Raw genomic sequence first — 15,527 nt, 5'->3', positions numbered from 1 at the left:
GAATTATAGAGGTGAGAATATGTTAAAAGGAAAACAAAGAGCGTATTTAAGATCTTTGGCAAATACTTTAAAGCCTACTACACAAATCGGTAAAGAAGGTGTCACAGAAAGTTTCTTAGAGCAATTAGATGGTATGTTAAGAACTAGAGAATTAGTAAAAGTTACTATATTAGAAAATGCTGGTCTTGATGCTAAAGAAACTGCTAATGCAGTATGTGAAGCTTTAAGAGCAGAATTTGTGCAAGCTATTGGTTTTAAATTTACTATTTATAAGAGAAATATTGAGGAACCTAAGATACTTTTCCCAGGACATGAACAGGCAAAAGCCAAGACTAAAAATAATAATGTTACAAAAAAAGGTAAACCAACTAAAAGAGCAGTTAGATAATAGTCTATGTTCTTTTAGGGAAATAAGTTAAAAAAATAGTGACAATTGGTAGAAATTGTATTATACTATTAAACATAAATTTAAATTAGCAATCTTATCAAGAGAGGCAGAGGGACTGGCCCTATGAAGCCCGGCAACCAGTATATTTTACTATACATTGGTGCTAAATCCTGCAGCAGTTATGCTGAAAGATGAGTATAAACCCGTCATATGGCTTGAGTTTATACTCAAGCTTTTTTAATTAGTATATTTATACATATAAATAATTTAATATAATCAAAATGATGGGGGTATGTAACAGTGAAGATAGCAATATTAGGGTATGGAACAGTAGGAAGTGGATTAATTGATTTAATAGAAAATAATACTTCAAAAAGAGATATAGAAATTGCTGGAATTTTAGTTAAAAATAAAGAAAAATATAAGTCTAAGAAGTATTTTGATAAGATAACAACTGATATAGAAGATATATTTAATAAGGATATTGATATACTAGTTGAAGTAATTGGAGGATTAAATCCAGCTTTTGATTATGTAACAAGAGCGTTAAATAAAAAAATACATGTAGTGACAGCTAATAAAGATTTACTGGCTGAAAAAGGTAGCGACCTTATAGAATTGGCTAATTTAAATGACGTTAGCATCAAATTTGAAGCATCTGTGGCAGGTGGTATACCAGTTTTAAAACCATTGATAGAATCACTGGAAGGCAATAACATAAAGAGCATAAATGCTATTTTGAATGGAACTTGTAATTTTATATTATCAAAGATGTATGATGAAAATTTACCATATGATGTGGCTTTAAAACAAGCACAAGAGTTAGGGTTTGCAGAAGCTAATCCAGATGCAGATGTTTTAGGATACGATAGTGCTAGAAAATTATCTATACTGTCTACTTTATCTTATGGGAAAATAGTATATTGGAAAGATTTGTTATTAGAAGGAATAACTTTAATAGATGAAAAAGATATAGAATATGCAAAAAAATTAAATTGTAAGATAAAATTGGTTGCTAGAAGTAAGTATGAATCAGGAGAAGTAAGTGGATTTATTAGACCAGCATTAGTGGATAATAATAATATGCTTTCAAAGATAGATAATGAGTTCAACGTAGTTATTTTAGTGGGCGACTCAGTAGGTGAACTTTCTTTTGTAGGTAAGGGAGCTGGAAGGGGTGCAACAGGTAGTGCTGTTTATGCTGATATTATAGATATAATAGATAATAGAAGTTCCAATATAAAGTCTTTTTCAAAAGGGAAACTGGATTTAAGTGGTCTTATAGAAGATGAATGTAGTGCTGTAGTTAGATTTAGTGAATATAATAAAGATGGGATTTTAAAATGTTTAGATAAATACATAAATAGCTATGATATCATAGATAACGAAGAACTAGCGATTTTTGTAAATGCAAAGTCAGAGCATGAAATTGATAGATTTTTGGCAGATGTAAAAAGAAATAATTACAGTAAATCAGTTAAAAAGTTATTGAAGATAGATTAAAGTATTAATATAGGAATTATAAAAATTGAAGGTGAAGTAAATCAAAATAGTTATTTTGTTTTACTTCACTTTTTTAGTATCTGGTGAATTAATAAGATAATAGAAAAATATATACGTTATAATTACCCAATAAAGAAATTTTCACTGGCTTCATTGATAGCTTGCTGAGTTACCCTTATATATCGCTGTGTAGTGGCCACAGAACTGTGATTTAAGAGTTCCTTAACCAATTCTAAGTTGTTGTTACTCTTTTCAAATTGAGTGGTAGCATAGAGCTTTCTAAAGCTATGTGTGCTTATATTATACAAATTTAAGTGTTTACAAATTATCCTCAACTGCTTTTGAATAGCTTTTGTTTTTATGTTTACTAAGTAGTCATTTGATTTAAGATTATACTTTCTTGCATGTTCATTTATGGATTCAATTATATTTTTATTAACTGGTCTATACTGCAATTTACCTGTCTTTTTTTCATTTATTTCCAACATATTACCTTTAAAATTACCTATCTTTAATCTTAAAATATCTGATATTCTTAGACCTAAATTAGCTTCTAACATTAGTGCCAATGCAACTTTAGGATTTTTTCTAAATCTTTTTTCAACGCCATTTTCACTATAAGTAAAGCCCGTATGTAATAGTTCCATTATCTTTTTATATTCGTCTATTTCTATAGGTCTTGTTGCCATTTTCAACCACTCCTCTTAGTTTGATTTGGTAAGTTTAGGTCGGTATTTATTATATAATATAAATGAAATATTATATAATGGAAAAATATTCCAGTAAACTTATATAAGTGTGATATATGTGATTAAGGAGAATTTTTTGAAAAATGTTTCTAATAAAATTATAAAATTGTGATGAAATAACTTTGTTGTAAAACTAATTAAAAAGGTTATTAAAATTATGACAAATATAATAAAAAAATGGAAGTATTTAGTCAATTATTGTTAGTTTTATTTTTTTCGTAAGAATTTCTTAATAGAAAAAGTATTTTTATATCTTATTAGTTTCCCGCTTGTAGATAAATTTTTCATATGCTTTTTAGCAATAAATAAAGCTGAAATTAGATAAATTATTACTACAATTTGAAGAATTGTGTCATAATAGCTGAGATAATAAAACCAGATTAAGTTATTATATATAACATTATATGTATCAGCAAAGCTAGAAACTAACACCGTAGAATTTGCAATTGGATAAAGTATAAATATAAAGAGAGCAGCTAAAATTCCATGAGCAAACTTGCTTAGTATGTATAATTTTAAGTCTATGTCTGTTTTTGATAAAAATGTACAGCATTGAGCCAGTATGGATAATCCACTAAATCCTATCAAAAAGCTAGCTAAAGACGCTCTTAGGATTTCTGGAGCACTTGTTATACTAGATACCTTATTGCAACCTATAGTGATTTCAAATAGACCACTTACGAATGCTTGACAGAGTTCTTTACTAACACCTAAAAATGAAAGAGGTAAATATATAATTGATGCTATTAATGAGATTACATTAAAAAGAGATAGTATTTTAAATACTACTGAAAAAACAATTACAAATCCACCAACTGTAAGTAATGTATTTACTCCATTAAATACAGCATTTCCAAATAGAACAAAAAAACCATTCCCACTTGAATTCCTAATATTAATTATGTTTTTTATGTTTGTTTTTAAATCTAATTTTGTCTTTGGAAGACTTTCATTACCATAATTTCTAAAGAAAAGACCAACTAATATAGTCCCTAGATAATGGCATAGAATCATTAAGTAACCTAAGTTTGAATTTTGGAACATACCTGTGCCAACTGAACCTATTATGAATAAAGGTCCTGATGTAGAACAAAACGACACAAGTCTTTGTGCCTCATGCTTAGAAATTTGCTTATTACTTCTAAATTCAGAAGCCAAACTTACTCCTACTGGATAACCAGATACTGTAGATATAGCAAAAGCTAAAGCACTCTTTCCTGAAACATTAAACACAAGTCTAGTCAAGGGATTGATAATAAACCCTATAATATCCACTATTTTTAAATCAACAATTAAGTTTGCCCCAATTATAAATGGTAGTAGTGATGGAACTAAAACATTAGACCATATAGAGAAACCCTCTCTTGCAGATTTTATAGCTTCATTTGGGTGCAGGATAATGCCTAAAACTAGAACTCCAACTATGATAGCTGGAGCAAAAAAAGCAATAATTTTATTTTTTTTCATAATATCACCTATAAATTTGAGTTATAAGATATTATATTAAAAGTAATAAAAATATATGAATGTAATGGCTTAAGATATATAATAGATATATATTACAACAACGATTATCATATTGGAGGAAAAAATGTTTAATAGTTATAGCTAGTAAAAAAGTTTATGAACAAGTAATTGAGCAAATACAATATAAAATACTAAATGGAGAGTTAAAAAAGGGTGATAAATTACTATCAGAAAGAGAATTATCTGAGCAAATGAATGTAAGTAGAACTTCCATCAGAGAAGCTATTAGAGTACTAGAAACTACGGAAGTGATAGAAAGTAGACAAGGTGAAGGAAAGCTATAAAAACTTTAGGATAGCAATATTTACTTAAATTTGTAAATCAACATAATATTTAAGTTAATGTTACCATCCTAAAGGTATGTGTATATAGATAAAGTAAGTTTTATTTTTTTGATGAAATATTGATGAAATAATTTTTATAAGTTAGATAAGATTATTTTAAAAATCTATTTTACATAAATTGGACGAGTGTAAAAATCCATAGGACCTTTTATTAAGTCTTTATTATTTTTATAATATACTGAGTTATATATATTTGTAGATTTTATATCATAATTTATGAGTGTTTTAAAAATTATATTATCTAATGAAAATGATATATTTGAAAATTTGTTTATTATTTCTATTTCAGATTTGTTTTTTATCTCTTTTAGGATTTCTCTGCCTTTATCATTAAAAGCAAGTATTCTTATATAAGGGATAGTATCTATATTTTTTACAAGTTGCATATCACTTTTTTTAATACCTAACAATATATTATTTAAAGTTCGTTTAATTTTGGTTAAAGTATATCGCTTAGATTTAATTGATAGCTGTAGCTCATGTATAGATTTAGATGTAAAAATATCTTTATAGATTCTATTTTCTATGCCTTCATTTACTTCAAAATAATCTTTTAAAGTGTCTATATCTCTAAGTATGATTGTTTTTAAAATATCAAAGAAGAAGTCATCAAACATAGGTAAAAAACCATTATCTATTTTTTTATTTAGGATATTATAAGTTTTTTGTGGAATAACATTTTTTAAGTGACAAATGTTTATATTTTCTTTAAGTGAAGCCCTTATAGCAGTAGCAGAGCAAATATTACTACCAATTTCTTCAGAATTATATTCTGATTGAACTCTGGATATAGTAAATGGTTTTATATTGCTATTCAAATGGATGAGATTTTTTATATATTCTATTCCAAGTATATTGTTTGATGAATTTAATGTTTTTGATAATTGTTCCTTTGAAGAATTCTTTATAAAGTTATTTTTTTTGTTTTCATGTATATAATCAAAAAGTGCATTAGCTCTAGCTGTTGGAAATAACAGACCGTCATCTAAATACTTTTTTAAAAATAACTTAAATTCATCTGGTTCATTTGCTAAAATTTCAGCGATATTATAAAGAATTTCTGTATCTCCTTCTTCACTACCAAAACATATAGAATTTATACAGTTTAGTGAATTTAAAATTGTTATAGCTCCATGAGAAAAAATTTCAGCACTTTGGCAAGCAAATAAAGTTGGTAATTCTATAACTAAGTCTACACCATTTTCGACAGCAATTTTTGCTCTAGTATATTTATCAAATAAAGCTGGTTCACCTCTTTGTAGAAAGTTTCCACTCATTATTGCCACAGTATGTGTTGCACTTGTTTTTTCTATAGATTTAGATAAATGATATATGTGTCCATTATGAAATGGGTTGTATTCAACTATTAATCCAAGTATATTCATAAAATACTCCTTTTATCTTTTGTTAATATATATCATAATTTATTACAATATATATAAATTTTAAAATTTAATTACAAAACTAAAAAACGTAAAAAAAATTATAAAAATGTAGAAATACTACATAGTAAAAAATTAGTTAAATGTTATTAAAATAACTTTATTAGACCTTTATATTATATTATTATAGCAAATTGGAAAGAATAATCTACATTAAGTTAATTTGTTAAGATATTATTAGTAAAATACACAATTTACCATAATAGAAATATGATATAATATAAAAAAAAAGTATATACTTTTATATTAAAAGGTGATATATTATTTATGAAAATCGTTTAATGTATACAATAATATATCTATACAAAATAATAAAAGATAGAGGTTTATTTAGACATTTATTACAAATCAAAACTTATTACATATTATTTATAAAAAAATCTAAGGAGGAAATAATAATGAAAATATTAGTATTAAACTGTGGGAGTTCTTCATTAAAATATCAATTAATAGATATGAGTAATGAAGAAGTTTTATGTATAGGATTAGTTGAGAGAATAGGAATAGAAGGTTCTATACTAAAACATGAAAAAGCAGGTAGAGATGATAAATACATTGTTGAACAACCAATGAAGGACCACAAAGATGCAATAGCATTAGTTTTAGAAGCTGTTGCTCATCCAGAATTTGGTGCAGTTAAAGAAATGAAAGAAATAGATGCAGTAGGACATAGAGTTGTGCATGCTGGAGAAAAATTTGCAACTTCAGTAGTAATAACTCCAGAAGTAGAAGAAGCTTTAAAAGAATGTATAGATTTAGCTCCACTTCATAATCCAGCAAACATAATGGGAATAGATGCTTGTAAAGCTATACTTCCAGATGTACCAATGGTAGGAGTATTTGATACTGCTTTCCATCAAACAATGCCTAAATCTTCATACTTATATGGTTTACCTCATGAGTTATATACTAAGTATGGGGTAAGAAGATATGGATTCCACGGAACTTCTCATAACTATGTATCTCAAAGAGCAGCAGAGATATTAGGAAAAGATATAAAAGATTTAAAAATAGTAACTTGTCACCTAGGAAATGGTGCTTCTATAGCTGCTGTTGATGGTGGAAAATGTGTAGATACATCTATGGGATTCACTCCATTAGAAGGATTAATAATGGGAACTAGATGTGGAGATATAGACCCAGCTATATTACCTTTCTTAATGAGAAAAGAAGGTTTAGATGCTGATGGATTAGATAAATTAATGAACAAAGAATCTGGAGTATATGGAATGACTGGAATTTCTAGTGACTTCAGAGATATAGAAGATGCAGCTAAAAATGGAGATGAAAGAGCTCAAGCAACACTAGAAGCTTATGTTAAAAAAGTGCAAAAATATATAGGTGCTTATGCTGCTGAGATGAATGGATTGGATGTCGTAGTATTTACTGCAGGTGTTGGTGAAAATGGAAAGGCTATAAGAGCAGACATCGCTTCTAATATGGAGTTTTTAGGAATGAAATTAGATAAAGAAGCTAATGATGTTAGAGGAAAAGAAACAGTAATATCTACTGCTGATTCTAAAGTAAAAATGCTTTTAATACCAACTAATGAAGAATTAATGATAGCTAGAGATACATTAAGATTAGTAAAATAATTTAAGTAAACTGATGCCTATCAAGTAAAAATACTTGACAAACAAATGCTAGATTTGTATAATAAATTTGGTGATATGTTGAGGTGAACTTAATGAAAGTTAGCATAGAAAAAATAAATAGAAAAGAAACTGACAAAATAGACTTGAATTTTTGTGAAAAAATTGATACTATTAGTTATTGTGATGAGATTTACAAATTAGTATCACCTGTAAATTTAAAAGGGAAAGTGTCAAAGACTAATAAAGGTTTATATCTAGATGTAGATGTCAATTTTACAATTGTTGACAATTGTTCAAGATGTCTTAAACAAGTAGAAATACCACTAGAGTATTCTATACAAGGTTTTTTAGTAAAAGAAGAAGATTATGATGAAGATGAATTTGAGGAATTTGATCCTTTTATATTCGATGGTGAAGAAATCGACCTTATTGATATAATAGAACAGACATTAGATTTTAATGTACCTCATAAAGTTCTTTGTAGTGAAAACTGTAAAGGTCTTTGTCAAGTATGCGGGGCAAACTTAAATGAAGAAGAGTGTTCTTGCAGTGAAATTACAAACGATGAGGAATACATAGATCCTCGTTTTGCTAAATTAAAAGATTTATTTAATTAAATTTGACTAAGGAGGTGGCGTAAATGGCAGTACCAAAGCGTAAAACGTCTAAATCAAACACAAAAATGAGAAGAGCAGCTAACTCAAAGATGGAAGCAACAGGATTTGTAAGTTGCCCACAATGTCATGAGCCAAAATTACCACATAGAGTGTGTCCAGACTGTGGATATTATAAAGGTAAAGAAGTTGTGTCTAAGTAATAGCTTCTAAAAAACATGTAGAGTATACTCTACATGTTTTTTTTGTACATATAAAAAAAAAGATGATTTACTAGAGAAATAAGTGGATTTTATGCATATTAAAAAATAGAAAAATAATAATATAAGTATTGAAAATTTTTGTGTGTTACTATATACTACTATTAGTAGCTGGTACTAATTACAGCTATAAAATTTGGAGGGAACATGAAAAAGAAAAGTAAAGCCCAAAGACAAAAAGAGCTTATAGATATGCTAAAGACGGATCCTTTTTATACTGATGAAGAATTATCAAGTCTGTTTGATGTAAGTATACAGACTATAAGATTAGATAGAATGAGTCTAAACATACCAGAGCTAAGAGAAAGAGTAAAATCAATAGCAGAAACTCAGAGTTCAAAAGTAAAGACTTTAGGAGTAAAGGAAATTACAGGAGAAATCATTGATTTATCTGTAGGGCGATTAGGTATATCTATGTTAGAAGTTACACAAGACATGATTTACTCTAAGACTAATACTTTAAAAGATACGTATATATTTTCTCTAGCAGATTCATTGGCAATGGCTATAATAGATGCACCTAAAGTTATTATGAGAGTTGCAAATGTAAAAAGTTTTAAATTGATAGAACAACAAGATAGGCTTATAGCAAAAGCAGAAGTGTATAGAAATATAGATAAAAAACACTATGTAAAAGTTGTTATCAATAATAAAGCTCAAGAGCAAATATTTAGAGGGAAATTTATCTTTGAAGAATTAGATTAGGAGGGAAATTATGAAAATAGTAATCGATGGAATGGGTGGAGATAATGCACCTAAATCTAATGTAGAAGGCGCAGTAAATGCTATAAAAGAATATCAAGTTGATTTAATAATCACAGGAGATAAAGATTTATTAGAAAAGGAATTTTCAAATTATGAATTTGATAGAAATAAACTAGAGATAGTTCATACTACTGAGATTATAGAAAATGAAGATAAACCAGTAAAGGCTATAAGAAGTAAAAAAGATTCATCTATGGTAGTAGCATTAAATCTTGTAAAAGAAGGAAAGGCAGATGCTATAATATCAGCTGGAAATACAGGAGCCTTGCTTGCTGGTGGATTATTTGTTGTTGGTAGAATAAAAGGAATCGATAGACCTTGCTTATGCTCAGCAATACCGAATGTAAAGCGAGGAATGACACTTATAGCAGACTGTGGCGCAAATGCAGATTGTAAACCTAAAAATCTAGTAGAATTTGCAGCTATGAGTAATATTTATTCAAGAAAAGTTTTAGGTCTTGAAAATCCTAAGGTAGCATTAGCAAATGTTGGACTAGAAGAAGGCAAAGGCAATGATTTAGTTAAAAAGTCATATGAAGAAATTAAAAAATTAGATTTAAATTTTATAGGGAATGTAGAAGCTAGAGAAGTTATAAATGCATACACAGATATAATCATATGTGATGGATTTACAGGTAATATATTACTTAAATCTGCTGAAGGTGTAGCTCTTTCAGTTATGAGTCTTATAAAGGAAACTTTTATGGCAAGTACAAAAAGTAAAATAGGAGCATTACTTATAAAGGATGATTTAAGAAAATTAAAGAGCTTTATAGATTATTCTGAGTATGGAGGAGCTCCACTTTTAGGTTTAAATGGAGGAGTTATAAAAGCTCATGGTAGTTCTGATGCTAAAGCTATAAAAAATGCTATAAACCAAGGAATAAAATTTTCAAAAGGAAAAGTTGTTGAAGATATTAATCAATTTATAAGCAAATATAATGAAGAAAATAAAAATAACGAAGATGAGTAAACTCGTTTTGGAGGTTTAATATATAATGAATACAAAGGCTGGAATATTGGGAGTAGGAAGTTATCTACCTGAGCAATCATATGATAATTTTCACTTCGAAAAGATAATGGATACATCAGATGAGTGGATAAGTACTAGAACTGGTATTAAGGAAAGAAGATTTGCCAAAGAGTCTGAAGCAACTTCTGACCTAGCATCTAAAGCTGCTTTAAAAGCTATAGAATGTGCAAAGTTAAATGTAGAGGATATAGAGTTGATTATATTAGCAACAATTACTCCTGATATGTCTTTGCCTTCAACTGCATGTATAGTACAAGATTTAATTGGAGCAGTAAATGCTACTGCATTTGATATATCAGCAGCTTGTTCTGGATTTGTATATGGAGTAACTATTGCAAAGCAATTTGTGGAAACTGGTTGTTATAAAAACGTACTTGTAATAGGAGCAGAAACTTGTTCTAAGTTTTTAAATTATGATGATAGAACAACAGCAGTATTATTTGGAGATGGTGCTGGAGCTGCTGTTATTGGACCAGTAAGTGAAGGTGGAATACTATCTGCACATATGGGTTCTGATGGTAAAGGAAAAGATTGTTTAAAAGTACCTGCAGGAGGTTCAAGACTTAAAGCAAGTAAAGAGACTGTAGAAGCCAATCTACATACAATAGAAATGGCAGGTAGTGATGTGTTTAAATTTGCAGTTAGAAAGATGGCAGAAGCTTCTTTAATAGCTCTTGAAAAAGCAAATTTAAATACAACTGATATAGACTATTTAGTACCACACCAAGCTAACATAAGAATCATACAAGCTTCTTCTAAGAGGTTAGAACTTGATATGAAAAAAGTCTATGTAAACATAAATAAGTATGGAAATATGTCTGCTGCATCTATACCAGTAGCGTTAGATGAAGCTTATAGAGAAGGAAAAATTAAAAAAGGCGATAATGTAGTTTTAGTTGGCTTTGGTGGAGGTCTAACTTGGGGGGCTTCAGTTGTCAAGTGGACTTTATAGTATAAAATATCTAAGATGCTTTAATTAATAACATTAACTTTATATAGAAAATAAGGTTGATTAACAATAAAAAGTTTACTTTTATGATTTCAAGTGAAGGAGAATTGTATGAATAAAATTTGCAAAATATTAAATATAAAATACCCAGTTATCCAAGGGGGAATGGCATGGGTAGCTACTGCATCATTAGCAAGTGCTGTATCTAATGCAGGAGGGCTTGGAATAATAGCAGCAGGAAACGCACCAAAAGAAGCTATAAAGAAAGAAATTGTTGAGTGCAAAAAGTTAACAGATAAACCTTTTGGGGTAAATGTAATGCTTATGTCACCATTTGTTGATGATATAATTGACTTAATTATAGAAGAAAAAGTTCAAGTTATTACTACTGGTGCTGGAAATCCTGCAAAATATATGGATAGATTAAAAGAAGCTGGGACAAAGGTTATTCCTGTAGTACCTACAATAGCTTTGGCACAAAGAATGGAAAAGCTAGGAGCTACAGCAGTAATAGCAGAAGGAACTGAAGGTGGAGGACATATAGGAGAACTTACTACTATGGTTTTAGTTCCACAAGTTGCTGATGCTGTAAGCATACCTGTAATAGCTGCTGGAGGAATTGTAGATGGTAGGGGAATTGTTGCTTCATTTGCATTAGGTGCTAGTGCAGTTCAAGTAGGAACTAGATTTATTTGTAGTGAAGAATGTTCTGTACATTCAAACTATAAAAATTTAGTACTAAAAGCAAAAGATAGAGATGCAATTGTAACAGGAAGAAGTACTGGTCATCCAGTAAGAACATTAAAAAATAAATTATCGAAAGAATTTTTAAAGATGGAACAAAATGGAGCTACTCCTGAAGAATTGGATAAAAAAGGTACAGGAGCTTTAAGATTTGCAACAGTAGATGGAGACATAGAAAGAGGTTCATTTATGGCAGGTCAAAGTGCTGCTATGGTAAGAGAAATAACACCTTGTAAAGAAATTATAGAAACTATGGTAAATCAAGCAAAAGAGATTATGCCAACAATAGAACTGTAAATCAGGAGGAGCAAGATGGGAAAAGTTGCACTAGTATTTCCTGGTCAAGGAGCTCAATATGTAGGTATGGCCAAGGATTTATATGAAAATAATGATGTTGCTAAAAGTGTAATAGATGAGGCTAATGAAGCCTTAAAAATGGACTTAAAAAATCTTATGTTTAACGGAAATGGTGAAGAACTTTCTAAAACTGAAAATACTCAACCTGCTATGGTTACACATAGTGTAGCAGTATTAAAAGCAGTACAAGCTCAAATAGATTTAAAATATAGTGCATGTTTGGGTTTATCTTTAGGAGAGTATAGTGCATTGGTTGCAGCAGATGCAATTGACTTTAAAGATGCTGTATGTTTAGTTAAAAAAAGAGGTAAGTTTATGCAAGAAACAGTTCCAACAGGTGTTGGAGCCATGGCAGCAATATTAGGTCTAGATAGACGTGTACTTGAAGATGTAGTTAAAGATATACAAGGAGGTATTGTAGAAGTAGCAAATTACAATTCTCCTGGACAAATAGTTATATCTGGTGAAAATGAAAAGATAGAAGAAGCAATGGTAAAATGCAAAGAAGCAGGAGCAAAAAGAGCAGTTAAATTAAATGTAAGTGGACCTTTTCACTCGTCAATGTTAAAAGAAGCAGGAGTAAAATTAGCTGGTGAGTTAGAAAAAGTTAACATAACTAAACCTAAAGTTGATGTAGTGGCAAATGTAAATGCAGATTACTATAAAAATGAAGGTAAAGACCTACTTATAAAACAAGTAAGTTCATCTGTTCTTTGGGAAGACTCTATAGAAAGACTTTTAAATGATGGATATGATACTTTTATAGAAATGGGATCTGGAAAAACTTTAAAAGCATTTATCAAGAAGATAGCTTCTAATAAAAAAGTAAGTGTCAATATTTATAATATAGATGGTATAGATTCTCTTAATGAATTTGTACAAATTTATAGAAATGGAGAGATATAATGATAAATCTTACAGGACAAGTAGCAGTTGTTACTGGTGGCTCTAGGGGTATAGGAAAAGAAATAGCAAAAAAACTAGCATCTTTTGGAGCTGATGTAGTAATCAATTATACTTCTAAAGAAGATGAAGCACTAAAAACTAAAAATGAAATAGAAGACATGGGTGTAAAGTGTACTTCTATAAAATGTGATGTGTCTAAATCTGATGAAGTGAATCAAATGATAGATTCTGTTGTAAAAGAATTTGGAAAAATTGATATATTGATTAATAATGCAGGTATAACTAAAGATGGTTTGCTTATGAGAATGAAAGAAGAAGATTTTGATAGAGTTATAGATATAAACTTAAAAGGTGTATTTAATTGTACAAAAGCAGTTACTAAACCTATGATGAAAAAGAAGTATGGAAGAATAATAAATATGACTTCAGTAGTTGGAATTATGGGTAATGCAGGACAAGCTAATTATTGTGCATCAAAAGCAGGTGTAATTGGATTTACAAAAGCTTCTGCAAGAGAATTGGCATCAAGAAATATAAATATAAATGCAGTAGCACCTGGATTTATAGAAACAGATATGACTAAAGTACTAAGTGATGATGTAAAAGAATCAACACTAGCAAACATACCAAAGAAGTCTTATGGTAAACCAGAAGATGTAGCCAATGCCGTAGCATTTTTAGTTAGTGATATGTCAAGTTATATAACAGGACAAGTAATAAATGTAGATGGTGGAATGGTAATGCAATAATAAAAAATAATAATTTAAAAAGTAGAGAAATCTATTAAAATAAAAAATCTTAGGAGGTACACAATGTTTAATAAAGTTGTAGAAATAATAATAGAGCAATTAGGAGTAGAAGATAAAGAAATAACTATGGAAACATCACTAATGAAGGATTTAGAAGCAGATTCATTAGATGCAGTAGAAATAATAATGGCACTTGAAGATGAATTTGGTATAGAAATACCAGATACAGAAGCAGAAAACTTCAAATCTATAGGAGATATAGTTAAGTATATAGAAGCTAATAAATAGTCGAGCTTTAAAAAAAGTGGAGGTATCCGATGAAGAAAAGAGTAGTAATAACAGGACTTGGATGTGTTACACCGTTGGGAACGGGAAAAGAGGAGTTCTGGAGCAATATAAAATCTGGAGTATCTGGTATAGATAAAATAACTAATTTCGATGCTAGTACGTATCAAACTCAGATAGCAGGAGAAGTTAAGAATTTTCATCCAGAAGAATATATAAGCAAAAAAGAATTGAAGAGATTAGATAAATTTGCTCAATTTGCAATAGTATCTGCAAAATTAGCAGTTAAAGATGCAAATCTTGATTTAGATAAAGTTGATAGAGAGCGTGTTGGTGTTATAATAGGTTCTGGAATAGGTGGAGTTGAAGCAATAGAAACTCAGCATAAAATTCTTTTGGAAAAAGGAAATAAAAGAGTAAGCTCACTTTTTGTACCTATGATGATAGGAAATATGGCAGCTGGTCAAGTTTCAATATTTTTAGGCGCAAAAGGACCTAATACTAATGTGTGTACAGCTTGTGCATCAGGGACTCATTCAATAGGTGATGCTTTTAAGGTTATACAAAGAGGTGATGCAGATATTATGGTAGCTGGGGGTTCTGAAGCTGCTGTAACAGGTCTTGCTTTTGCCGGATTCTGTAATATGAAGGCTATGTCAACTAGAAATGATGATCCTAAAACTGCATCACGACCATTTGATAAAGACAGAGATGGTTTTGTAATGGGAGAAGGAGCAGGTATCGTTATATTAGAAGATTTGGAACATGCTTTAGCGAGAGGTGCTAAAATATATGCAGAAGTAGTTGGATATGGTTTAACTGCTGATGCATATCATATGACAACTCCGGCTGAAAATGGAGAGGGAGCAGCCAGATCTATGAATATGGCTTTGGAAGATGGAAATGTTCCATTAGAAGAAGTAGATTATATAAATGCTCATGGTACTTCAACTTATTACAATGATTTGTATGAAACTATGGCTATAAAGACTGTATTTGGAGAAAAGGCATATGATTTATGTGTATCATCAACTAAATCTATGACTGGTCACTTACTAGGAGCATCAGGTGCTATAGAAGCTGTTGTTTGTGCTATGAGTATAGAAGATAATTTTGTACCTCCAACTATAAACATACAAGAAGTTGGAGAAGATTTGGACTTAGATTATGTTCCAAATCAAGGTAAAGAAAAAAATATTAGATATGCACTATCAAATTCTTTAGGATTTGGTGGACATAATGCTACAATAGTACTAAAAAAATATGTATAATTAAATATTAAGTATAAAGTTAAAATAAGTACTTATTTTAACTTTA

General features: G+C 29.5%; 16 protein-coding genes, 1 pseudogene and 1 riboswitch. Of the genes and pseudogenes, 14 read left to right on the top strand and 3 right to left on the bottom strand.

The genetic code is table 11. From position 1 onward, the window contains the following. Positions 1–19 precede the first annotated feature (19 nt). Positions 20–388, top strand: coding sequence for a YhbY family RNA-binding protein (locus tag KGF39_RS01610; protein ID WP_003419089.1), 369 nt, complete (start codon positions 20–22; stop codon positions 386–388). A gap of 91 nt (positions 389–479) precedes the next feature. Next, positions 480–586, top strand: a riboswitch (SAM riboswitch). 102 nt (positions 587–688) lie between these two features. Continuing rightward, entirely contained in the window at positions 689–1,891 is a 1,203-nt protein-coding gene (locus KGF39_RS01605; protein WP_227820936.1) for a homoserine dehydrogenase, read from the top strand. Between the two features lie 122 nt (positions 1,892–2,013). On the opposite strand, the gene KGF39_RS01600 is transcribed toward KGF39_RS01605, so the two are convergent. Together KGF39_RS01600 and KGF39_RS01595 are read right to left on the bottom strand one after the other, a co-directional pair. Next, on the bottom strand, positions 2,014–2,580 hold the full coding sequence (locus KGF39_RS01600; RefSeq protein ID WP_003419093.1) for a tyrosine-type recombinase/integrase: 567 nt from the start codon (positions 2,578–2,580) through the stop codon (positions 2,014–2,016). 267 nt (positions 2,581–2,847) lie between these two features. After that, positions 2,848–4,107 (bottom strand): sporulation integral membrane protein YlbJ, encoded by a 1,260-nt coding sequence (locus KGF39_RS01595; protein WP_227820935.1) that lies wholly within the window; start codon positions 4,105–4,107, stop codon positions 2,848–2,850. Positions 4,108–4,231: 124 nt separating this feature from the next. Between KGF39_RS01595 and KGF39_RS01590 the strand changes: the two are divergent. Beyond that, positions 4,232–4,442, top strand: a pseudogene (locus KGF39_RS01590) (FadR/GntR family transcriptional regulator); the annotation flags it as partial. Between the two features lie 173 nt (positions 4,443–4,615). Here KGF39_RS01590 and KGF39_RS01585 read toward each other — a convergent pair. Further along, positions 4,616–5,896, bottom strand: coding sequence for a nucleotidyltransferase (locus KGF39_RS01585; RefSeq protein ID WP_227820934.1), 1,281 nt, complete (start codon positions 5,894–5,896; stop codon positions 4,616–4,618). A 455-nt stretch (positions 5,897–6,351) separates the two neighbouring features. Here KGF39_RS01585 and KGF39_RS01580 point away from each other — a divergent pair, with 455 nt between their 5' ends. The 11 genes from KGF39_RS01580 to fabF all read left to right on the top strand — a co-directional run bounded on the left by KGF39_RS01580 (position 6,352) and on the right by fabF (position 15,481). After that, entirely contained in the window at positions 6,352–7,548 is a 1,197-nt protein-coding gene (locus KGF39_RS01580) for an acetate/propionate family kinase (RefSeq protein WP_054273188.1), read from the top strand. 92 nt (positions 7,549–7,640) lie between these two features. Beyond that, the gene (locus KGF39_RS01575; RefSeq protein ID WP_054273189.1) at positions 7,641–8,165 is read left to right on the top strand and encodes a YceD family protein; all 525 of its coding nucleotides are present in this window, start codon (positions 7,641–7,643) and stop codon (positions 8,163–8,165) included. A gap of 23 nt (positions 8,166–8,188) precedes the next feature. Beyond that, entirely contained in the window at positions 8,189–8,365 is a 177-nt protein-coding gene (gene rpmF, locus KGF39_RS01570; protein ID WP_003419113.1) for a 50S ribosomal protein L32, read from the top strand. 204 nt (positions 8,366–8,569) lie between these two features. Beyond that, positions 8,570–9,127 carry a transcription factor FapR gene (gene fapR / locus KGF39_RS01565; protein WP_003419115.1) on the top strand — a complete coding sequence of 186 codons (558 nt, stop codon included), beginning with the start codon at positions 8,570–8,572 and terminating at the stop codon, positions 9,125–9,127. A gap of 10 nt (positions 9,128–9,137) precedes the next feature. After that, positions 9,138–10,160, top strand: coding sequence for a phosphate acyltransferase PlsX (gene plsX / locus KGF39_RS01560; RefSeq protein WP_227451217.1), 1,023 nt, complete (start codon positions 9,138–9,140; stop codon positions 10,158–10,160). Positions 10,161–10,185: 25 nt separating this feature from the next. Next, positions 10,186–11,172 (top strand): beta-ketoacyl-ACP synthase III, encoded by a 987-nt coding sequence (locus KGF39_RS01555; RefSeq protein WP_107594180.1) that lies wholly within the window; start codon positions 10,186–10,188, stop codon positions 11,170–11,172. Positions 11,173–11,280: 108 nt separating this feature from the next. Next, positions 11,281–12,210 carry an enoyl-[acyl-carrier-protein] reductase FabK gene (fabK, locus tag KGF39_RS01550; protein WP_054273192.1) on the top strand — a complete coding sequence of 310 codons (930 nt, stop codon included), beginning with the start codon at positions 11,281–11,283 and terminating at the stop codon, positions 12,208–12,210. 15 nt (positions 12,211–12,225) lie between these two features. Beyond that, a complete protein-coding gene (gene fabD, locus KGF39_RS01545; protein WP_227820933.1) occupies positions 12,226–13,176 on the top strand; it encodes an ACP S-malonyltransferase in 951 nt (316 codons plus the stop codon). After that, a complete protein-coding gene (gene fabG / locus KGF39_RS01540; protein ID WP_227820932.1) occupies positions 13,176–13,925 on the top strand; it encodes a 3-oxoacyl-[acyl-carrier-protein] reductase in 750 nt (249 codons plus the stop codon). The genes fabD and fabG overlap by 1 nt, the downstream gene beginning before the upstream one ends. A 63-nt stretch (positions 13,926–13,988) precedes the next feature. Further along, entirely contained in the window at positions 13,989–14,213 is a 225-nt protein-coding gene (gene acpP, locus KGF39_RS01535; RefSeq protein WP_003419132.1) for an acyl carrier protein, read from the top strand. A gap of 29 nt (positions 14,214–14,242) precedes the next feature. Further along, positions 14,243–15,481 carry a beta-ketoacyl-ACP synthase II gene (gene fabF / locus KGF39_RS01530; protein WP_227820931.1) on the top strand — a complete coding sequence of 413 codons (1,239 nt, stop codon included), beginning with the start codon at positions 14,243–14,245 and terminating at the stop codon, positions 15,479–15,481. The last annotated feature ends 46 nt before the right edge of the window (positions 15,482–15,527 follow it).

This window comes from Clostridioides sp. ZZV14-6345, from assembly GCF_020657775.1.
Taxonomy (GTDB): Bacteria; Bacillota; Clostridia; order Peptostreptococcales; family Peptostreptococcaceae; genus Clostridioides; species Clostridioides difficile_D.
Note: the sequence above shows the minus strand (reverse complement) of the source record. Positions and strands in the feature narration are given on the sequence as shown.